Raw genomic sequence first — 19,889 nt, forward strand, 5'->3', positions numbered from 1 at the left:
CGTCACGGACGCCGCCACACCCGTCCGTCGCGGGCGAGCATCTCGTCGGCCGATGCCGGCCCCCATCCGCCCGAGGCGTACTCCTCGGGACGGCCCTTCGCGGCCCAGTGCTCGAGGATCGGGTCGAGGATCCGCCAGGAGAGCTCGACCTCCTCGTGCTGGGGGAACAGCGGCGGGTCACCCAGCAGGACGTCGAGGATCAGCCGCTCGTAGGCCTCGGGCGATGCCTCGGTGAACGATCCGCCGTAGGCGAAGTCCATGGTGACGTCGCGGATCTCCATGGCCGTGCCCGGCACCTTCGAGCCGAACCGCAGCGTGACGCCCTCGTCGGGCTGGATGCGGATCACCAGCGCGTTCTGGGTGAGGTCCTCGACCGCCGTCTGGCTGAACGGCTGGTGCGGCGCCTTCTTGAACACGACGGCGACCTCGGTGACGCGGCGCGCCAGCCGCTTGCCGGTGCGCAGGTAGAACGGCACGCCCGCCCAGCGCCGGTTCTCCACGTGCAGCGTGATCGCAGCGAACGTCTCGGTGGTCGAGCGGGCTGCGATGCCGTCCTCCTCGAAGAACCCGGGCACCTTGACGCCGCCGGCCCAGCCGCCCGCGTACTGGCCGCGGGCGGTGGTGAGGTCGAGACGGCGGGGGAGCGAGACCGAGGAGAGCAGCTTCTGCTTCTCCAGGCGCAGCGCGTGGGCGTCGAAGGACGTCGGCTCCTCCATCGCGACGAGCGCCATCAGCTGGAGGAGGTGGTTCTGGATGACGTCGCGGGCCGCGCCGATGCCGTCGTAGTAGCCGGCCCGGCCGCCGATGCCGGCGTCCTCGGCCATCGTGATCTGCACGTGGTCGACGAAGTTGCCGTTCCACAGCGGCTCGAACATCTGGTTGGCGAAGCGCATCGCCAAGATGTTCTGCACCGTCTCCTTGCCGAGGTAGTGGTCGATGCGGAAGATCGTCTCGGGCGGGAAGACGGCGTCGAGGGCGGCGTTGAGCTCCTGCGCGGAGGCGAGGTCGTGGCCGAACGGCTTCTCGATCACGACCCGGCGCCACGCGTCGGGGTGCCGGGACGGCGCGTCGGTGAGGCCGTGCTCCTTCAACTGCTGGGTCACCGTGCCGAAGGCGCCCGGCGGGATGGCGAGGTAGAAGGCGTGGTTGCCGTCGGTGCCGCGCACCTCGTCGAGCTCCTCGATGGTGTGCCGCAGCCGCTCGAAGGCCTCGTCGTCGTCGAAGGAGCCGGGCACGAAGCGGAACCCCTCGGCGAGCTGGCGCCACACCTCCTCGCGGAACTCGGTACGCGCGTACTGCTTGACCGAGTCGTGCACGATCTGCGCGAAATCCTGGTCGGCCCAGTCGCGCCGGGCGAAGCCGACGAGGCTGAAGCCGGGCGGCAGCAGGCCGCGGTTGGCGAGGTCGTAGATCGCCGGCATGACCTTCTTGCGGGAGAGGTCGCCGGTGACGCCGAACAGCACCAGGCCGCACGGGCCGGCGATGCGGGGGAGTCGACGATCCTGGGGATCGCGGAGCGGGTTGCCCGAGACGGCCATCAGTCCTCCTGGCGTCGGTGCCGGTGGTAGTAGTCGATGAGGGCGCGGGTGGAGGCGTCCTGCTGGGCGAGCGCCTCGGCATCGCCCGCGATGGCCGGTCCGACCTGCTGGGCGAGCTGCTTGCCGAGCTCGACGCCCCACTGGTCGAAGCTGTCGATGCCCCAGACGATTCCCTGGGTGAAGGTGATGTGCTCGTAGAGCGCCACCAGCTGCCCGAGCACCGACGGCGTCAGCTCGGGGGCGATGATCGAGGTGCTGGGTCGGTTGCCGGGGAAGACCCGGGCCGGGACGACGGCCTCGGCCACGCCCTCCGCGCGCACCTCCTCGGCGGTCTTGCCGAACGCGAGCGCCCGGGTCTGGGCCAAGAAGTTGGCGAGGAACAGCTCGTGCACGTCGGTGTCGCCGTCGCGCAGCGGATGGGCCGGGTTGGCGACGGTGATGAAGTCGGCCGGCACGAGCCGGGTGCCCTGGTGGATCAGCTGGTAGAAGGCGTGCTGGCCGTTCGTGCCGGGCTCGCCCCAGAAGATCTCGCCGGTGTCGGTGGTGACCGGCGAGCCGTCCCACCGCACCCCCTTGCCGTTCGACTCCATCGTCAGTTGCTGGAGGTAGGCCGGGAAGCGGTGCAGCAACTGGGCGTAGGGCAGTACGGCGTGGCTCTGGGCACCGAGGAAGTTGGTGTACCAGACGTTCAGCAGCCCCATCAGCAGCGGCACGTTGCGCTCGGGCGGGGCGGTGCGGAAGTGCTCGTCGAGGGTGTGGAACCCGGCCAGCATCTCGGCGAAGCGTTCCGGACCGATGGCCAGCACCAGCGAGGTGCCGATGGCGGAGTCGAGGGAGTACCGGCCGCCGACCCAGTCCCAGAAGCCGAAGGCGTTGGCCGGGTCGATGCCGAAGTCGGCGACCTTGTCCAGCGCCGTCGACACGGCCACGAAGTGCTGCGCGACCGCGTCGGCCTCGGACGCCTCACCGAGCCGGTCAGCCAGGCCCTCGAGCAGCCAGGTGCGGCAGAGTCGGGCGTTGGTGAGGGTCTCCAGGGTGCCGAAGGTCTTGCTGGAGACGATGAACAGCGTCGTCGCCGGGTCGAGACCGGCCAACGTGGTGGCGGCGTCGGTGGGGTCGATGTTGGAGATGAACCGGCACTCGGGGCCCTCGCCGCGGAACGGCTCGAGCGCCTCGTAGGCCATGACGGGCCCGAGGTCGGAGCCGCCGATGCCGATGTTGACGACCGTGCGGATGCGCTCGCCGGTGACGCCGGTCCAGGCTCCGCTGCGGACGCGCCGCGCGAAGTCGTAGATGCGCTCGAGGACCTCGTGGACGCCGGCGACGACGTCGCGGCCCTCCACCTCCAGGTGTGCGTCGACCGGCAGCCGCAGGGCGGTGTGCAGGACGGCGCGGTCCTCGGTGACGTTGACCCGCTCACCGGCGAACATCGCCTCGCGGCGCTCGGCCACCTGCACCTGCTCGGCCAGTGCCAGCAGCGCGGCGAGCACCTCGTCGGTCAGCAGCGCCTTGGAGAGGTCGACGTGGAGATCGCCCGCGACGTGGGTCAGGCGCGCGACCCGGTCGGGGTCGGCGGCGAACCAGCCGCGCAGGTCGGGTTCGAAGTGCTCGGCGAGCGCCGCGAGCTGCGACCAGGCCGGTGTCGACGTGGGATCCACCGGCGTGGCGGTCACCGGGCCGCCGCCTCCATCTGGCCGCGGACGGTCTCGACGAGCTCGCGCCAGGAGTCGACGAACTTCGAGACGCCCTCGTCCTCGAGGGTGAGGAAGACGTCGTCGAGGTCGATGCCGACGCCGGTGAGCGCGTCGAAGACGCCCTGCGCCTCGGCGGCGGTGCCGGTGACGGTGTCGCCGTGCACCTCGCCGTGGTCGGCGACGGCGTCGAGGGTCTTCTCCGGCATCGTGTTGACGGTGCCGGCGACGACCAGCTCGGTGACGTAGAGCGTGTCGGAGTAGTCGGGGTTCTTCACACCGGTGGAGGCCCACAGCGGACGCTGGGGGTTGGCGCCGGCGTCGGCGAGCTGACGCCAGCGGTCGCTGGCGACGACCTCCGCGTAGGCGGCGTAGGCGAGCCGGGCGTTGGCGACCGCGGCCTTCCCGCGCAGCCCGAGCGCCTCCTCGGATCCGATGGCCTCCAGGCGCTTGTCGATCTCGCTGTCGACCCGGGAGACGAAGAACGAGGCCACCGAGTGGATGCTCGCCAGGTCGAGACCGGCGTCGCGTGCCTGCTCCAGGCCGGTGAGGTAGGCGTCCATCACGGCGCGGTAGCGCTCGACGCTGAAGATCAGGGTGACGTTCACCGAGATGCCCTGGGCGATGACGGCGGTGATCGCCGGGATGCCCTCGCGGGTGGCGGGGATCTTGATCAGCGCGTTGGGCTGGTCGACCGCCTGCCACAGCGCCTGGGCCGAGGCGATGGTGCCCTCGGTGTCGGTGGCCAGGGTCGGCTCGACCTCGATGGAGACCCGGCCGTCGGCGGGCGTGGCGTCGTAGACCGGCCGCAGCAGACCGCACGCGTTGCGGACGTCTTCGGTGGTGAGCTCGAAGATCACCCGGTCGACGTCGTGGCCCTCGGCCACGAGCTTGCGCACCTGCTCGTCGTAGCGCTCACCGTCGGCGATCGCCCCGGCGAAGATGGTCGGGTTGGTGGTGACACCGACGACGGACTTCTCCCGCACCAGGTCGGTGAGGTTGCCGGTCTCGATGCGCTCGCGCGACAGGTCGTCGAGCCAGATCGAGACGCCCGCGTCCGCCAGCTCCTTCAGTCGATCGCTCATGGTGGTCGTTCCCTCCTGCGTACGTGATGGTGCCGGTGGTGGAGCGGACGCCGGGATCGCCGGCGTCCGCCGGGGTGCTGGTTTCAGCCCGAGACCGAGGTGAGGCTGTCGCGCGCGGCGGCGACCACGGCCTCGGTGGTCAGGCCGTACTCCTGGTACAGGCGCTGGTAGTCGGCGGAGCCGCCGAAGTGGTCGATGGAGACGATGCGCCCCAGGTCGCCGACGTACTCCCGCCAGCCCTGACGGACGCCGGCCTCGACCGAGACCCGGGCCCGCACCGACGGGGGCAGCACGGAGTCGCGGTAGGCCTGGTCCTGCGCCTCGAACCACTCCAGGCAGGGCATCGAGACCACCCGGGCGTCGACGCCCTCCTCGGCGAGCTTCGCGCGTGCCTCGACCGCGATCTGCACCTCCGAACCGGTGGCCATGAGGATGACGTCGGGCGTGGCCTCGGCGTCGATGAGCACGTAGGCGCCCTTCGCGACGCCCTCGGTGGTGGCGAAGGCCTGCTCGCCGCGCGGGAAGACCGGCACGTTCTGGCGGGTCAGCGCCAGCGCGGCCGGACGGTCGGTGTGGCCGAGCAGGGTGAGCCAGGCGGCGGCCGTCTCGTTGGCGTCGGCGGGCCGGATGACGTCGAGACCCGGCATCGCGCGCAGCGCCGCGAGGTGCTCGATCGGCTGGTGGGTCGGACCGTCCTCGCCCAGGCCGATGGAGTCGTGGGTCCACACGTAGGTGACCGGCACGCCCATGAGCGCGGCCACGCGGACCGCGCCGCGCATGTAGTCGGAGAAGGTCATGAAGGTGCCGCCGAAGACGCGGGTCAGGCCCGAGACGGCGATGCCGTTCATGATCGCGCCCATCGCGTGCTCGCGGATGCCGAAGTGGAGCACCCGGCCCTGGAGCGGGTCGGTGGTCCAGTCATGCGTGCCGCCGTCGACCGGGCCGACCGAGGGGACGCCGTTGATGGTGGTGTTGTTCGAGCCTGCGAGGTCGGCCGAGCCGCCCCACAGCTCGGGCATCACCGGAGCGAGGGCGTTGATCACCTTGCCGGACGCCGACCGGGTGGCCACGCCCTTGGCGTCGGCCTCGAAGGTCGGCAGCGCAGTGGCCGCCTCGGCCGGCAGCGCGCGGGCCTTGAGGCGGTGCAGCAGCTGCTCGCGCTCGGGGTTCGCCTCGGCCCAGGCGCGGTACTTCCCGTCCCACTCCTTGCCGGCGGCGGCCCCGCGCTCGCGCAGCGACCGGGTGTGGGCGAGCACCTGCTCGGGCACCTCGAAGTGCTGCTCGGGGTCGAAGCCGAGCACCTTCTTCGTCGCCGCGACCTCCTCAGCGCCCAGCGCACTGCCGTGCGCGGCCTCGGTGCCCTGGGCGTTCGGGGCGGGCCAGGCGATGATCGTGTCGAGCACGATGAGGGAGGGCTTGTCGGTGACCGCGCCGGCGGCCGTGATCGCGTCGTGCAGTGCGTGGACGTCCTCGCGGTACTCGGTGCCGCCGTTGGTCCAGTCGACGGTCTGCACGTGCCAGCCGTAGGCCTCGTAGCGCGCGGCGACGTCCTCGGTGAAGGAGATGTCGGTGTCGCCCTCGATCGAGATGCGGTTGCGGTCGTAGACGACCGTCAGGTTGCCGAGCTTCTGGGTGCCCGCGATCGAGCTGGCCTCGCCGCTCACGCCCTCCTGGAGGTCGCCGTCCGAGCACAGCACGTAGACGTGGTGGTCGAAGAGCGACTCGCCCTCGGGGGTCTCGGGGTCGAGCAGGCCGTGGATGCGACGGGCGGCCATCGCCATGCCGACCGCGTTCGCGACACCCTGGCCGAGCGGGCCGGTGGTGACCTCGACGCCGGCGGTGTGGCCGAACTCGGGGTGGCCCGGGGTGCGGCTGCCCCACGTGCGCAGCGCCTTGATGTCCTCGATCTCCAGCCCGAAGCCGCCGAGGTAGAGCTGCGTGTACAGCGTGATGCTGGAGTGGCCGCACGACAGCACGAAGCGGTCGCGGGCGATCCACTGCGGGTCGGCCGGGTCGTGGCGCATGACCTTCTGGAAGAGCAGGTAGGCCGCGGGGGCCAGGCTCATCGCCGTCCCGGGGTGGCCGTTGCCGACCTTCTGGACGGCGTCCATCGCCAGGACGCGGGCCGTGTCGACGGCCAAGGCGTCGAGGTCGGTCCACTCGAGCGGGGCGGGAGAGGTCACAGGGTTCCTTCCAGGGCTGACCGGGTGCGTGGGAGGCCATGGGCGTCGGCAGCCGTGGGTGGCAGGAGTCGCATGGCGGGCGATTCCGAGCCTACTGTCAGCCGCGGCTAGACTCACAAGCGTCCCGGGCACACCCCGTGCCCGCACTGCGGTGAGGAATTCAGTGACGTACGTCGGCGAGCACGCCTCCTCCGAGCCGTTCGTCGGCGGAGACGGCGCGGAGTCGTCGACGGACCCCCGCCCTGCGGGTGAGGAGCTGCCGGGTCGCAAGACCTGGAAGGACGTCGTGGCCGCCTACGTCGGCCTCACCAAGCCCCGCGTCATCGAGCTGCTGCTGCTCACCACCGTGCCGGTGATGTTCTTCGCCGCGCGCGGGGTGCCCGAGCTCGGGCTGGTCGTCGCCACCGTGATCGGCGGCACGTTCTCGGCGGGTTCGGCCTCGGTCTTCAACTGCGTCTACGACCGCGACATCGACGAGCAGATGCGCCGCACGCGACGTCGCGCGCTGCCCCGCCACATCGTCAGCCCGCGGGCCGCGCTGGTCTTCGGCGTCGTCCTCGGGGTGCTCTCGACGGTGGTGCTCTACGCCTTCGTCAACCCGCTCTCCGCGCTGCTGTCGGTGGCGGCCAACGCGTTCTACGTGTTCGGCTACACGATGCTGCTCAAGCGCCGCACGACCCAGAACATCGTCTGGGGCGGGATCGCCGGCTGCTTCCCCGCCCTCATCGGCTGGACCGCCGTCACCGGCGAGCTCGCCTGGACCCCCGTCGTCCTGTTCCTGGTGGTCTTCTTCTGGACCCCGCCCCACACGTGGGCGCTCGCGCTGCGCTACCGCGAGGACTACCGCAACGTCGACGTGCCGATGCTCCCCGTCGTCGCCTCGGCCGCCGAGGTCGGACGCCAGATCGTCATCTACAGCTGGGTGATGGTCGCGACCTCCCTGGCCCTGTGGCCGATCGCCGATACCGGCCCGGTCTACCCGATCGCCGCCGTCCTCCTGGGGGCTGCGTTCCTGGTCGAGGCGCACCGCATGTGGGCCCGCTCACGACGCAGCGAGGAGCTGAGCGTCATCTCCCCGATGCGCCTGTTCCACTCCTCGAACCTCTACCTGTCGCTGCTCTTCGTCGCCGTCGCGCTCGATCCGCTGTTGCGGTTCTGAGGGCGGGGTCTGTTCCCCGGCTGACCGGGGAAACCTGCAGCCGGCCCTCAGCCCCGCTCCACCGGATGCCGCACGGCGAGCAGCGCCCAGGTCATCACGGCGATGAGGACGCCGGCACCGAGCATGTGGGCGCCGACGAGGATCTCCGGCAGGCCGGTGAAGTACTGCACGAAACCGATCGCGCTCTGGGCGACCTCCACCACGAGGAGCACCACCGCGGCCCGACGGGCCACTCCGTCGCCGAGCAGGACGGCCAGGGCCAGCAGGCCGATGGAGAGGCCGATGAAGAGCATCACGACGTCGGCGTGCAGTTGGCTGAGTTGGAGCGGGTCCAGGCCGTTGCGGGGGGCGTCGGCGTCGCCCGCGTGCGGGCCGCTGCCGGTGACCACGGTGCCGACGTAGAGCACCACCCACGCCATCGCGAACGTCGCCCAGGCGAGCGCGGTCACCGGTCCGCCGCGCGGTGCGGGAAGCGGTCCGGGCAGCAGTCGCAGGAACAGGACGGCGACCGCGGTGATCACCATCGAGAGCATCAGGTGCAGCGAGACGACCCACGGGTTGAGGTCGGTGAGCACGGTGATGCCGCCGATGACGGCCTGGAAGGGGATGCCCAGCGCCATCGCGATCGCCAGCACGCGCAGGTCGCGGCGCCGGCTCGACCAGGCCGCGACGACGGTCGCGATCGCGATCGCGACGAGCACGAACGTCAGCAGCCGGTTCCCGAACTCGATGGCCGCGTGCACGCTGTACGCGCCGTGCGGGGTGTACCCCTCGTCGGTGCAGCGCGGCCAGGTGGGGCAGCCCAGCCCCGACCCGGTCAGCCGGACGGCGCCGCCGGTCACGACGATGCCGATGTTGGCCACGATGGAGGCCCAGGCCGTCAGCGGCAGGAAGCGCGCCAGCGGCCCGGGCTCGCGCCGGGACGGGCCGGCGGGCGGGGTGTCGGTGCGAGCGGTGCGGTCGGTGAGGCTCACGTGCGGGTCACTCCCACTTGAAGGTGCGGGCGGTCAGCGCCGTGCCGAGCGCGGCCCAGGCCGCGAGCACGAGCAGGTGGGTCCAGGCGATCGACCCGTCGAGGAACGCGGCCCGCATCGCCTGGCCGAGCGCGCCTGAGGGCAGCCAGCTGACGGCGTCCCCGAAGGCGCCGTAGGCCGAGGCCGGCAGGACGACGGCGCCGCCGGCCATGAGCAGCAGGTAGACGAGGTTGGCGGCCGCGAGGGTCGCCTCGGCGCGCAGGACGCCGGCCACGAACAGCCCGAGGGCCGCGAAGGCGAAGGTGCCGAGGACGGCGGCGAGCAGCGCTCCCACGAACGCGGCTGGTGCGGTGTCCGGGTTCCAGCCCAGCGCCAGGCCGACGCCGCACACGACGACGATCTGGACGACCTCGACCAGCAGCAGGGCCAGGGCCTTCCCGGCCAGCAGTCCGACGCGAGGCAGCGGCGAGGCGCCGAGCCGCTTGATGACGCCGTAGCGGCGTTCGAAGCCGGTGGCGATGGCCAGGGAGGTGAACGAGGTCGACATGACCGCGAGGGCGAGCACGCCGGGGGTGAAGACGTCGACGGGCGGGTGGGACAGGTCCAGGCCGATGCTGTCCGAGCCCTGCACGCCGCCGATCAGCACGATGACCGGGATGACGACGGCGAGCAGCAGCTGCTCGCCGTTGCGCAGCATGAGCCGGGCCTCCATCGAGGCCTGGGCGAGCACCTGCCGGGCGAGCGGCGCGGCGCCGGGGCGCGGCGCGAACGCACCGGCGGTGACGGCGGACGTCGTCTGGGTCACGGTTGGAGCTCCCGTCCGGTGAGCTCGAGGAAGACGTCCTCGAGGGTGCGCTGTCCCAGGGTGAGCGACTCGGGCAGGACGCCCTGCTCGTCGCACCATCCGGAGACCTTGGCGAGGGTCGAGGCGTCGGCGGGTCCGCTCACGACCAGGCTGAGCTCGTCGAGGGCGGTCACCTCGATGTCGGGTCCGAGCGCGGCGCGCAGCGACTCCGGCGCGCCGGGCGGGAACGGCTTGGTGACGACTAGGCGGATGGTGGTCGAGGCCCCGCCGCGCGTGAGCGCGATGGGGGAGCCGGAGGCGATGAGCCGCCCGTGGTCGACGATGTGGATGTGGTCGGCGAGCCGCTCGGCCTCGTCCATGTAGTGCGTGGTCAGCACGACGGTGACGCCGTCGGCGCGCAGCTCCTGCAGCAGTTTCCACGTCGTGCGGCGGGCCTGCGGGTCCATGCCCGCGGTCGGCTCGTCGACGAAGACCAGCTCGGGTCGCCCGACGATCGCCATCGCCAGACCGAGGCGCTGCTGCTGCCCGCCGGAGAGGCGGCGGTACGGCGTCCGTCCGCACTCGTGCAGCCCGAGACGGTCGGCGAGCATGCCGATGTCGAGGGGGTCGGAGTGCAGCTTGGCCACATGGGCGAGCATCTCCAGCGCGCGCGCCCCGCTCCACGCCCCGGAACCCTGGAGCATCACCCCGATGCGGGGGAGGAGCGCGCGACGGTCGCGCACGGGGTCGAGCCCGAGCACGCGCACGCTACCGGACTGCGGCTTGCGAAAGCCCTCGCAGGTCTCGAGCGTGGTGGTCTTGCCGGCGCCGTTGGGGCCGAGGACGGCGGTGATGCTCGCCCGTTCGACGGTGAGTGAGAGACCGTCGACGGCGACCTTGTCGCCGTAGCGCATCACGAGGTCGTCGACGACGACGGCGAGGTCGGCGTCGTGCACGCCTCCAGTCTAGGGAGCCCGGGCCAGCGTCCCGGCGGCCGGGTCGATCGGCTCCCCGAGGCCGCGGGAGCCGTCCGCGGGCCTGCGCCTAGGCTTCGGGCGTGACCTGGTGGTTGACCGCGATCGTCCTGCTCATCGCCGCCGTGGCGATGGTGCTGACCGTGCTGATGCTCGTGCGAGACGAGAGCCCGCCGAGCGACCGCTACTTCGTCGTGCTGGGCGTGCTGCTCCTCGCCCTGCTGGTGCAGGCGATCGGCGGGTGCGTCGCGCTGGCGAACACCGATCGCGACGTCGAGGGGGTCACGTTCGTGGCCTACCTGTTCACCGCCCTGCTCGTCGTCCCGGTCGGGGCCGCCCTCGCCCTGGTCGAACGCAGCCGGTGGGGCACGGGAGTGCTCGTGGTCATGCTGCTCACCGTCGTCGCCTGCGAGGCGCGGCTGCACAGCCTGTGGGGTGCGGCATGAGCGCGCCGGAGGCCTCGACGGACGACGCCCGACCGCGCCTCGGCGCCGGCCCCGGCCGCATCCTCGTGGCCGTCTACGGCGTGTTCGCGGTGGCCGCGACCGGCCGCTCCCTCACCCAGCTCGGCCTGGACGCCGGCAAGGCGCCGCTGGCCTACTCGCTCTCCCTGGTCGCCGCGATCGTCTACCTCGTCGCCACCACCTGCCTCCTGCGCGGTGGCCGCACGGCATGGTGGATCGCGCTGGTCGCCTGCTCGATCGAGGCGGTCGGGGTGCTGGTGGTCGGCACGCTCACCTACGTCGACACCGCCCTGTTCCCCGACAAGACCGTCTGGTCGCACTTCGGTCAGGGCTACGGCTTCCTGCCCCTCGTGCTGCCGTTCTGCGGCCTTGTCTGGCTCCGGGCCACCCGGCAGGCTTCCTGAGGTGAGCAGCCACCCCAGCACCCGACACGTCGTCCCCACCCCCGACGGCCGCGAGCTCGAGGTGCTCCTCGGCGGCGACCCCGACGGCGTCCCGCTGGTGTACCACCACGGCACGCCGCAGGCGGCCTGGCCGTCCCCGCTGCTGGAGGACGCCGCCGCGCAGGTGGGCCTGCGCACGGTGTGCTTCTCGCGACCCGGCTACGGCGACTCGACGCCCCGCTCGGCCTGGCAGCCGATCGCCGACGACCCCGCCGACACCGTGACGGTCCTCGACGCTTTCGGACTGGGGGAGTTCCTGACCCTCGGCTGGTCGGGCGGCGGTCCGCGCGCGCTCGCCTGCGCCGCGGTGCTGGGGGACCGCTGCCTGGCCGCCGCGTCCGGGGTCGGCGTCGCGCCGCACGTCGGCTTCCCCGGCGACTTCCTGGCCGGGATGGGGGAGGAGAACGTCGTCGAGTTCGGTGCGGCCTTCCGGGGCGAGGAGGCCTTGCGCGCCCTGCTGGAGGAGTGGCACCCCGGGTTCGCCGCACTGACCGCGGAGAACCTCGTCGAGGGCATGGGCGACCTGCTGCCCGAGCCCGACAAGGCCGTCCTCACCGACGCCTTCGCCGAGGAGATGGCAGCGACCTTCCGGCATGCGCTGAGCCGCGGCATCGAGGGTTGGCTGCACGACGACCTCGCCTTCGTCGCGCCGTGGGGGTTCGAGCCGGCGCAGATCCGGCGCCCCGTCGCGCTGTGGCAGGGCCGGCTCGACCGGATGGTCCCGTTCGCGCATGCGGAGTTCCTGGCGGCCTCGATCCCGGGTGCCCGGGTGCACTTCACCGAGGAGGACGGCCACCTCTCCCTGATGACCCGGATGCCGGAGATCCTGACCGAGCTGCGCGAGCTCGGCGGGGTGTGACGACCCCCACGTACCCGACCCCCGCCGAGTTAGGGCACCCTTCCTTGAAGGCCCCGAAACATTAACGGCACACTGATGTTGTGGAATTCGAGGCGGGTGACCGGACGACGCGCCAGCGCGTCGCGCGCTGCCTCCTCCACGACGGCCCGCTCACCGCGGCCGCCATCGCCGAGCGTCTCGACCTGACCGCGGCCGCCGTCCGCCGTCACCTCGACCAGCTGCTCGAGGACGGCGCGGTCGAGGCCCGCGACCCCCGCCCGATCGCGGGCGCCCGCGGCCGTGGCCGCCCGGCCAAGGTCTTCGCGCTCACCGACGCCGGCCGCGAGGGCTTCGACCAGCAGTACGACGACCTCGCCGTCCAGGCGCTGCGCTTCCTCGCCGAGACCGGCGGCCAGCCCGCGCTGCGGGAATTCGCCGAGCGCCGCGTGGCGTTCATCGAGGAGCGGTTCCCCCACGTGCAGGCGTCCGACCCGAGCCTGAGCCCCGCCCAGGTGCTCGCCCGGGTCTTCACCGACGAGGGGTACGCCGCGAGCGTGCGGGCCCTCCCGGTGTCCGTGGCCGCCGCGGGCGAGCAGCTGTGCCAGCAGCACTGCCCCGTCAGCCACGTCGCCCACGAGTTCCCCGAGCTGTGCGAGGCCGAGACCGCGGCGATCAGCCGCGTGCTCGACCGCCACGTGCAGCGCCTCGCCACCATCGCCCACGGCGACGGCGTGTGCACCACCTGCATCCCGGACCCCCAGCGGACCACCGATGAGAGGAAGAAGGTCGTCTCATGACCTCGATCGAAGAGTTGAACCCCGAGCTGAAGGGGATCGGCCGTTACGACTTCGGCTGGGCCGACCCCGACGTCGCGGGTGCTGAGGCCAAGCGCGGCCTCGACGAGGAGGTCGTGCGCGACATCTCGGCGAAGAAGGGCGAGCCCCAGTGGATGCTCGACCTGCGGCTCAAGGGCCTCAAGCTCTTCCACCGCAAGCCCATGCCCACCTGGGGTTCTGACCTCTCGGGCATCGACTTCGACAACATCAAGTACTTCGTGCGGTCCTCCGAGAAGCAGGCGCAGTCCTGGGAGGACCTCCCCGAGGACATCAAGAACACCTACGACAAGCTCGGCATCCCGGAGGCGGAGAAGCAGCGCCTCGTCGCCGGCGTCGCCGCGCAGTACGAGTCCGAGGTGGTCTACCACTCGATCCGCGAGGACCTCGAGGCCCAGGGCGTGCTCTTCCTCGACACCGACACCGCGCTCAAGGAGCAGCCGGAGCTCTTCCAGGAGTACTTCGGCACCGTGATCCCGGTCGGCGACAACAAGTTCGCCGCGCTCAACACCGCGGTGTGGTCGGGCGGTTCGTTCATCTACGTGCCCAAGGGGGTGCACGTCGACATCCCGCTGCAGGCCTACTTCCGCATCAACACCGAGAACATGGGCCAGTTCGAGCGCACGCTGATCATCGTCGATGAGGACGCCTACGTGCACTACGTCGAGGGCTGCACCGCGCCGATCTACTCCTCCGACTCCCTGCACTCCGCGGTCGTCGAGATCATCGTGAAGAAGGGCGGCCGCTGCCGCTACACGACCATCCAGAACTGGTCGAACAACGTCTACAACCTCGTCACCAAGCGCGCCGTCTGCGAGGCCGGCGCCACGATGGAGTGGGTCGACGGCAACATCGGCTCCAAGGTCACGATGAAGTACCCGGCCGTCTACCTCATGGGCGAGCACGCCAAGGGCGAGACGCTGTCCATCGCCTTCGCGGGCGAGGGCCAGCACCAGGACGCCGGAGCCAAGATGGTGCACGCGGCGCCCCACACCTCCTCCTCGATCCTGAGCAAGTCGGTCGCCCGCGGCGGCGGCCGCACGTCCTACCGCGGCCTGATCCAGGTCAACGAGGGCGCCTACGGCTCGAAGTCCAACGTGCTGTGCGACGCGCTGCTCGTCGACCAGATCAGCCGCTCCGACACCTACCCCTACGTCGACATCCGCGAGGACGACGTGTCGATGGGTCACGAGGCGAGCGTCTCGAAGGTCTCCGACGACCAGCTCTTCTACCTCATGTCGCGGGGCATGGAGGAGGACGAGGCGATGGCGATGATCGTGCGCGGCTTCGTCGAGCCGATCGCCAAGGAGCTCCCCATGGAGTACGCCCTCGAGCTCAACCGCCTCATCGAACTGCAGATGGAAGGAGCCGTCGGGTGACGGTCACCGCTGTCCGCGACGCGCTCGAGGTCGAGCGCGTCGAGAGCCACCTCCACAGCGAGCCGAGCTACGAGCTCGACGCGCACCCGGCCCCCACGGGCCGGGAGGAGCTGTGGCGCTTCACCCCCCTCAAGCGGCTCGGCTCGCTGCTCGACGACGTCGCCCTCACCGGCACGATCGAGCTCGAGGCGCACCTGCCCGAGGGGGCCACGTGGCGCGAGGTCGACGCGGCGGAGGCCGTGGCGCTCGGCGGGATCGCCCCGCTCGACCGCCTCGGTGCGCTCGCGGCCAAGCACGCGCCGCGCGTCGGCGTCCTGGAGGTGCCGGCCGACACCGAGCTCGCCGAGCCGATCCGCGTGCGCGCGGTCGGCACCGGCATCGAGGCCGGCGTCGCCCAGCACACCGTGATCCGCGTCGGGCGCCACGCCAAGGTGCAGCTCGTCGTCGAGGACCAGGGCTCCGCGCACTACAACGAGCTCGTGCAGGTCGTGGTCGAGGACGGCGCCAGCGTCGATCTCGTCACCATCTACGACTGGGCCGACGACGCCGTGCACACCGCGCAGCTCAACATCACCGTCGGCCGTGACGCGGTGGTCCGCAACTTCGAGGTCACCTTCGGCGGCGACGTCGTGCGCACCAGCACCAACGTCGCCTACGCCGGCCCGGGTGGCTCCTTCGAGGGCATCGGCCTCTACTTCGCCGACGCCGGCCAGCACATCGAGCACCGCCTCTTCGTCGACCACAACGCGCCGAAGACTTCCAGCAACGTCGTCTACAAGGGCGCGCTGCAGGGCGAGAAGGCGCACGCCGTGTGGATCGGCAACGTGCTCATCCGCAAGGTCGCCGAGGGCATCGAGACCTACGAGGAGAACCGCAACCTCGTGCTCACCGACGGCTGCCAGGCCGACTCGGTGCCGAACCTGGAGATCGAGACCGGCGAGATCGAGGGTGCGGGTCACGCCTCGGCCACGGCGCGGTTCGACGACGAGCAGCTGTTCTACCTGCGCTCGCGCGGTGTGTCGGAGAAGGAGGCCCAGCGCCTGGTCGTCCATGGCTTCTTCAACGACGTCATCCGCCGCGTGCAGATCGAGTCGGTCGAGGAGAAGCTGCTCGCGACCGTCGAGGCCGAGCTGGCCAAGAACGTGCTGAAGGAGCTCGCGTGACCTTCGAGCGCGCCTGCGCCCTCGCCGATGTCCCGACCGACGAGGGGCTGTCGGTCCAGGTCGGTCGCTACACCGTCGCGGTCGCCCGCGACGGCGACGATGTGTACGCCCTCCAGGACCTCTGCTCCCACGCGGCGGTCTCGCTCAGCGAGGGCGAGGTCGCGGACTGCCAGATCGAATGCTGGTTGCACGGCTCCCGCTTCGACCTGCGCACCGGCAAGCCCACCAATTTCCCGGCGACCGAGGCGGTCGCCACCTTCCCTGTCGAACTCCGTGACGGCGATGTGTACGTCGACGTGGAGTCCACCCTGAACGGAGTCACCCCGGCATGAGCACTCTCGAGATCAAGGACCTCCAGGTCTCCGTCGACACCGAGGACGGTGCCAAGGAGATCCTCAAGGGCGTCACGCTGACCATCCGGTCCGGCGAGACCCACGCCATCATGGGTCCCAACGGCTCGGGCAAGTCGACCACCGCCTACTCGATCGCAGGCCACCCCAAGTACACCGTCACCGGTGGAGAGGTGCTGCTCGACGGCGAGAACGTGCTCGAGATGAGCGTCGACGAGCGGGCCCGCGCCGGCCTCTTCCTGGCCATGCAGTACCCCGTCGAGGTGCCGGGCGTCTCGATGGCGAACTTCCTGCGCACCGCCAAGACCGCCCTCGATGGCGAGGCCCCCAAGCTGCGCACCTGGGTCAAGGACGTCAACGGCGCCCTCGACCGTATGAAGCTCGACTCGGCCTTCTCCAGCCGCTCGGTCAACGAGGGCTTCTCCGGTGGTGAGAAGAAGCGCGCCGAGATCGCCCAGCTCGACCTGCTCGACCCGAAGTTCGCGATCCTCGACGAGATCGACTCCGGTCTCGACATCGACGCCCTCAAGGTCGTCTCCGACGGCATCAACGACTTCGCCGGCCGCGACGGCAAGGGCCTGCTCCTCATCACCCACTACACGCGCATCCTGCGCTACGTGAAGCCCGACGTCGTCCACGTCTTCGTCGACGGCCGCGTCGCGGAGTCCGGTGGCCCCGAGCTCGCCGACGAGCTGGAGGCCAACGGCTACGAGCGCTTCACCCCAGCGACGCGATAACCGGCCCTGGGCTGCGTTGTCGTCGCCCGACGGCCCGCTCCGCTCGACGGCCGCTCCTCGCTTCTCCGCCTTGCCCAGCATCGCTTCCCGCACCGCTGGGCCGGACCTCAAGAAAGGGGTTCCGATGATCGCAGGACTACTGCCCGACCTGGCAGTGATCCGCAAGGACTTCCCGATCCTCGAACGCACCCTCGCGGGCGGGCAGCCGCTGGTCTACCTCGACAGCGCCAACACCTCGCAGAAGCCGCAGGTCGTCATCGACGCGATGGTCGACCACCTCGAGCGGCACAACGCGAACGTGGCGCGCGCCATGCACCAGCTCGGCGCCGAGGCCAGCGAGGCCTTCGAGAACGGTCGCGACCTGGTCGCGTCCTTCCTCGGTGCGCCCGAGCGCGACGAGGTGATCTTCACCAAGAACGCCTCCGAGGCCCTCAACCTCATCGCCAACACCCTCGCCTGGAGCTCGCCGCTGCAGGTCGGGCCCGGTGACGAGGTGGTCATCACCGAGATGGAGCATCACTCCAACATCGTGCCGTGGCAGCTGCTCACCCAGCGCACGGGCGCGACGCTGCGGTGGTTCGGGCTCACCGAGGAGGGCGAGCTCGACCTCTCGGAGATCGATGCGCTCATCACCGAGCGCACCAAGGTCGTCTCGCTGACGTGGGTGTCGAACATGCTCGGCACAGTCAACCCGATCGGGCTGATCGCGCGGCGGGCCCACGAGGTCGGCGCGATCGTCGTCGTCGACGCCTCCCAGGCCGCGCCCCAGATGCCCATCGACCTGGCTGCGATGCCGGTCGAGGAGCGTCCCGACGCCCTGGTCTTCACCGGTCACAAGGTCGTGGGCCCGACGGGCATCGGCGTGCTGTGGGGCTCGCGTGCGCTCCTCGAGCAGCTGCCGGTGTTCCTCGGCGGCGGGGAGATGATCGAGACCGTCGCGATGGAGCGCTCGACCTACGCGGGCATCCCGCACAAGTTCGAGGCCGGCACGCCGCCGATCGTCGAGGCCGTGGGCCTGGGCGCGGCCGTGCAGTACCTGCGCAGCATCGGGCTGGAGGCCATCCATGCCCACGAGCAGGCGATCACCGCCTACGCGCTCGAGGGCCTGGCCACCGTGCCGGGCGTGCGCGTGCTCGGTCCGCTCGACGCCACGCGGCGCGGTGGGGCGATCTCCTTCGAGCTCGAGGGCGTGCACCCCCACGACATCGCGCAGGTGCTCGACGTGCGCGGCGTCGCCGTCCGCGCCGGCCACCACTGCGCAAAGCCGGCCCACGCCCGCTTCGGCGTGCAGAGCACCACGCGTGCGTCGTCCTACCTCTACACGACGCCGCAGGAGATCGACGCGCTGATCGAGGCCCTGCACTACACCCGCTCGTACTTCAAGGTGGCCTGAGTGAGCCAGGAACTCGACGCGCTCTACCAGGAGATCATCCTGGACCACTACAAGAACCCGCATCACAAGGGTCTGCGCGAGCCCTTCGAGGCCGAGGTACACCACGTCAACCCGACCTGCGGCGACGAGATCACGCTGCGCGTGCATCTCGCCGACGGCGTCGTCGACGACGTCTCCTACGACGCCGTCGGCTGCTCGATCTCGCAGGCCTCGGCCTCGGTGCTCACCGACCTCGTCATCGGCAAGCCGCTGACCGAGGCGATGGACATCCACGAGACCTTCCTGACCCTCATGCAGGGCAAGGGCACCGTGGAGCCCGACGAGGACGTCCTCGAGGACGCCATCGCCTTCGCCGGTGTCGCCAAGTTCCCCGCGCGCGTCAAGTGCGCGCTGCTGTCGTGGATGGCCTGGAAGGACGCCACGGCCCGATCCCTGGAGGAGACCTCCCATGTCTGAGCCCGCATCCGCCGCCGGCGACCTGCCCGAGGTCCCCGAGGCCACCGGCGGTGTCTCGACCGTCACCGTCGAGGACGTCACCGAGGCGATGAAGGACGTCGTCGACCCCGAGCTCGGCATCAACGTCGTCGACCTCGGCCTCGTCTACGGCGTGCACCTCGACGAGCACAGCAACGTCGTCCTCGACATGACGCTGACCTCCGCGGCCTGCCCGCTCACCGACGTCATCCAGGACCAGACCGACTCCGCCCTCGAGGGCCTGGTCGGCGACGTCGTCATCAACTGGGTCTGGATGCCGCCGTGGGGTCCGGACAAGATCACCGAGGACGGCCGCGAGCAGCTGCGGGCGCTGGGGTTCAACGTCTGAACCGCCGTCCCCGACCACGACGACGCCCCCGGTGCCATCGGCACCGGGGGCGTCGTCATGTCGCGGGTCGCTGGGAGCTCAGCGGCGCTCGTACACCCGGGTGACGTCGTAGGTCGTCGTGGGGGTGGCCGGCGTCGTGAACCGGGCGTTCGGCAGATACAGCGCGCGACCGAAGCGGGCGACCGTGGTCGGCACGTCGAAGGCCGGCGAGGTGATCGTGCGCTCCAGGCGGGCGCTCGTGCCCGCGCGGTCGAGGCGGAGCACCGCGATGCGGTTCAGCCGGTTCTGGACGACATAGAGGGTGCGACCCTCCCGCAGGAGACCGTCGCCGTTGGTGAGCACCTCGCCGCCCTGGTCGAGGGCCACCGCGGCCCCGCTGCGCGGGTCGACCCGGTACAGCAGGCCGTTGCTGGAGTTGATGACGATCAGCGCCCGGCCGTCCGGCGTCGTCGTGATGCCGTTGGCACTGTTGCCGGTGCCCTGCACCCACTCGCCCGACAGGGTCAGCGTCGCGGCCGTCGTGTCGGGCGTCCCGTCGTCGCGGCCGACCCGGTAGAGCTGGGGGCGCAGGGAGTCGGTGAACCAGGCGGCCCGGCGGGCGAGGACGACGTCGTTGACGAACGACGGGCTGGCGGCCAACTGGTAGTCGCGCACCACCTCGCCGGTGCGGATGTCGACGACGCGCGCAGTGCCGGCGGTACCGCCGGAGACGTAGAGCAGGCGGCGTCCGTCGGTCTTCAGCCCGACCGACGGGGTGCCCGGACCCTGGCTGATCACGCGGCCGGTGCCGGAGCGCAGGTCGACCTGGTAGATGTCGCCGTCGGCCCGGGAGCCGAACCAGGCGGTCGCGCCGCGGCCGATGGTGATGCCCTCAGGCTGGAAGCCGTCGGGCAGTGCGATCTGCGCGGGGAAGGAACGGTCGTCGTGCGAGACGAGCGGACCCGAGGTCGAGCCGGTCGCGGCGCCGGCGACGGCCGCCGTGGTGAGCAGGGCCGCCGAGGCGGCGAGGGTGAGGCGTCGATGCAGTCGCATGGGTGAGGACCTCCCGAGGTCGTCCGTGGTGTGGAACTGCGAACAC

General features: G+C 71.1%; 20 protein-coding genes. 12 read left to right on the top strand and 8 right to left on the bottom strand.

What is annotated here, in order from left to right:
- Nucleotides 1–2: 2 nt before the first annotated feature.
- The 4 genes from zwf to tkt form a co-directional block, all read right to left on the bottom strand.
- Entirely contained in the window at nt 3–1,538 is a 1,536-nt protein-coding gene (gene zwf, locus ABD671_RS17470) for a glucose-6-phosphate dehydrogenase (RefSeq protein ID WP_344734717.1), read from the bottom strand.
- Entirely contained in the window at nt 1,538–3,211 is a 1,674-nt protein-coding gene (pgi, locus tag ABD671_RS17475; protein WP_344734718.1) for a glucose-6-phosphate isomerase, read from the bottom strand. Before pgi ends, zwf begins: the two co-directional genes overlap by 1 nt.
- Entirely contained in the window at nt 3,208–4,314 is a 1,107-nt protein-coding gene (gene tal / locus ABD671_RS17480; protein ID WP_344734719.1) for a transaldolase, read from the bottom strand. The genes pgi and tal overlap by 4 nt, the downstream gene beginning before the upstream one ends.
- Before the next feature lie 83 nt (nt 4,315–4,397).
- On the bottom strand, nt 4,398–6,497 hold the full coding sequence (gene tkt / locus ABD671_RS17485) for a transketolase (RefSeq protein ID WP_344734720.1): 2,100 nt from the start codon (nt 6,495–6,497) through the stop codon (nt 4,398–4,400).
- A gap of 163 nt (nt 6,498–6,660) precedes the next feature.
- Between tkt and ABD671_RS17490 the strand changes: the two genes are divergently transcribed.
- The gene (locus tag ABD671_RS17490) at nt 6,661–7,656 is read left to right on the top strand and encodes a heme o synthase (protein ID WP_425574929.1); all 996 of its coding nucleotides are present in this window, start codon (nt 6,661–6,663) and stop codon (nt 7,654–7,656) included.
- Between the two features lie 47 nt (nt 7,657–7,703).
- Here the strand turns inward: ABD671_RS17490 and ABD671_RS17495 are convergent, their stop codons facing one another.
- Genes ABD671_RS17495 through ABD671_RS17505 form a run of 3 tightly spaced genes read right to left on the bottom strand, consistent with a single transcriptional unit; the run spans nt 7,704 to nt 10,370 of the window.
- Nucleotides 7,704–8,630 carry a COX15/CtaA family protein gene (locus tag ABD671_RS17495; RefSeq protein WP_344734721.1) on the bottom strand — a complete coding sequence of 309 codons (927 nt, stop codon included), beginning with the start codon at nt 8,628–8,630 and terminating at the stop codon, nt 7,704–7,706.
- 7 nt (nt 8,631–8,637) lie between these two features.
- Nucleotides 8,638–9,435 (bottom strand): ABC transporter permease, encoded by a 798-nt coding sequence (locus ABD671_RS17500; protein ID WP_344734722.1) that lies wholly within the window; start codon nt 9,433–9,435, stop codon nt 8,638–8,640.
- Nucleotides 9,432–10,370, bottom strand: coding sequence for an ABC transporter ATP-binding protein (locus tag ABD671_RS17505; RefSeq protein ID WP_344734723.1), 939 nt, complete (start codon nt 10,368–10,370; stop codon nt 9,432–9,434). The genes ABD671_RS17500 and ABD671_RS17505 overlap by 4 nt, the downstream gene beginning before the upstream one ends.
- Nucleotides 10,371–10,471: 101 nt before the next feature.
- On the opposite strand from ABD671_RS17505, the gene ABD671_RS17510 reads away from it, so the two are divergent.
- The 11 genes from ABD671_RS17510 to ABD671_RS17560 all read left to right on the top strand — a co-directional run bounded on the left by ABD671_RS17510 (nt 10,472) and on the right by ABD671_RS17560 (nt 18,811).
- Nucleotides 10,472–10,834 (top strand): hypothetical protein, encoded by a 363-nt coding sequence (locus ABD671_RS17510; RefSeq protein ID WP_344734724.1) that lies wholly within the window; start codon nt 10,472–10,474, stop codon nt 10,832–10,834.
- Nucleotides 10,831–11,256, top strand: coding sequence for a hypothetical protein (locus ABD671_RS17515; RefSeq protein WP_344734725.1), 426 nt, complete (start codon nt 10,831–10,833; stop codon nt 11,254–11,256). The genes ABD671_RS17510 and ABD671_RS17515 overlap by 4 nt, the downstream gene beginning before the upstream one ends.
- 1 nt (nt 11,257) lies before the next feature.
- Nucleotides 11,258–12,154: an alpha/beta fold hydrolase gene (locus tag ABD671_RS17520; protein ID WP_344734726.1), complete on the top strand. Its 897-nt coding sequence runs from the start codon at nt 11,258–11,260 to the stop codon at nt 12,152–12,154.
- A gap of 80 nt (nt 12,155–12,234) precedes the next feature.
- Nucleotides 12,235–12,930, top strand: coding sequence for a helix-turn-helix transcriptional regulator (locus tag ABD671_RS17525; RefSeq protein ID WP_344734727.1), 696 nt, complete (start codon nt 12,235–12,237; stop codon nt 12,928–12,930).
- The gene (gene sufB / locus ABD671_RS17530) at nt 12,927–14,345 is read left to right on the top strand and encodes a Fe-S cluster assembly protein SufB (protein ID WP_344734728.1); all 1,419 of its coding nucleotides are present in this window, start codon (nt 12,927–12,929) and stop codon (nt 14,343–14,345) included. Before ABD671_RS17525 ends, sufB begins: the two co-directional genes overlap by 4 nt.
- Nucleotides 14,342–15,508 (top strand): Fe-S cluster assembly protein SufD, encoded by a 1,167-nt coding sequence (gene sufD, locus ABD671_RS17535; RefSeq protein WP_344734729.1) that lies wholly within the window; start codon nt 14,342–14,344, stop codon nt 15,506–15,508. Before sufB ends, sufD begins: the two co-directional genes overlap by 4 nt.
- Entirely contained in the window at nt 15,505–15,840 is a 336-nt protein-coding gene (locus tag ABD671_RS17540) for a non-heme iron oxygenase ferredoxin subunit (RefSeq protein ID WP_344734730.1), read from the top strand. Before sufD ends, ABD671_RS17540 begins: the two co-directional genes overlap by 4 nt.
- A complete protein-coding gene (sufC, locus tag ABD671_RS17545) occupies nt 15,837–16,595 on the top strand; it encodes a Fe-S cluster assembly ATPase SufC (RefSeq protein WP_344734731.1) in 759 nt (252 codons plus the stop codon). The genes ABD671_RS17540 and sufC overlap by 4 nt, the downstream gene beginning before the upstream one ends.
- Before the next feature lie 124 nt (nt 16,596–16,719).
- Complete coding sequence (locus ABD671_RS17550; protein WP_344734732.1) at nt 16,720–17,988, top strand: cysteine desulfurase; 1,269 nt, start codon at nt 16,720–16,722, stop codon at nt 17,986–17,988.
- Complete coding sequence (sufU, locus tag ABD671_RS17555) at nt 17,989–18,444, top strand: Fe-S cluster assembly sulfur transfer protein SufU (RefSeq protein ID WP_344734733.1); 456 nt, start codon at nt 17,989–17,991, stop codon at nt 18,442–18,444.
- Nucleotides 18,437–18,811 carry a metal-sulfur cluster assembly factor gene (locus ABD671_RS17560; RefSeq protein WP_344734734.1) on the top strand — a complete coding sequence of 125 codons (375 nt, stop codon included), beginning with the start codon at nt 18,437–18,439 and terminating at the stop codon, nt 18,809–18,811. The genes sufU and ABD671_RS17560 overlap by 8 nt, the downstream gene beginning before the upstream one ends.
- Before the next feature lie 78 nt (nt 18,812–18,889).
- On the opposite strand, the gene ABD671_RS17565 is transcribed toward ABD671_RS17560, so the two are convergent.
- Nucleotides 18,890–19,843 carry an SMP-30/gluconolactonase/LRE family protein gene (locus ABD671_RS17565; RefSeq protein ID WP_344734735.1) on the bottom strand — a complete coding sequence of 318 codons (954 nt, stop codon included), beginning with the start codon at nt 19,841–19,843 and terminating at the stop codon, nt 18,890–18,892.
- Nucleotides 19,844–19,889: the final 46 nt, after the last annotated feature.

Source organism: Nocardioides fonticola, assembly GCF_039536805.1.
GTDB classification, from domain to species: Bacteria; Actinomycetota; Actinomycetes; order Propionibacteriales; family Nocardioidaceae; genus Nocardioides; species Nocardioides fonticola.

Coding starts and splice junctions, on each gene's coding strand:
- tal (WP_344734719.1), bottom strand. CDS start 4,314: ATGAGCGATCGACTGAAGGAGCTGGCGGACGCGGGCGTCTCGATCTGG.
- ABD671_RS17560 (WP_344734734.1), top strand. CDS start 18,437: ATGTCTGAGCCCGCATCCGCCGCCGGCGACCTGCCCGAGGTCCCCGAG.
- zwf (WP_344734717.1), bottom strand. CDS start 1,538: ATGGCCGTCTCGGGCAACCCGCTCCGCGATCCCCAGGATCGTCGACTC.
- ABD671_RS17515 (WP_344734725.1), top strand. CDS start 10,831: ATGAGCGCGCCGGAGGCCTCGACGGACGACGCCCGACCGCGCCTCGGC.
- sufB (WP_344734728.1), top strand. CDS start 12,927: ATGACCTCGATCGAAGAGTTGAACCCCGAGCTGAAGGGGATCGGCCGT.
- ABD671_RS17550 (WP_344734732.1), top strand. CDS start 16,720: ATGATCGCAGGACTACTGCCCGACCTGGCAGTGATCCGCAAGGACTTC.
- sufC (WP_344734731.1), top strand. CDS start 15,837: ATGAGCACTCTCGAGATCAAGGACCTCCAGGTCTCCGTCGACACCGAG.
- ABD671_RS17565 (WP_344734735.1), bottom strand. CDS start 19,843: ATGCGACTGCATCGACGCCTCACCCTCGCCGCCTCGGCGGCCCTGCTC.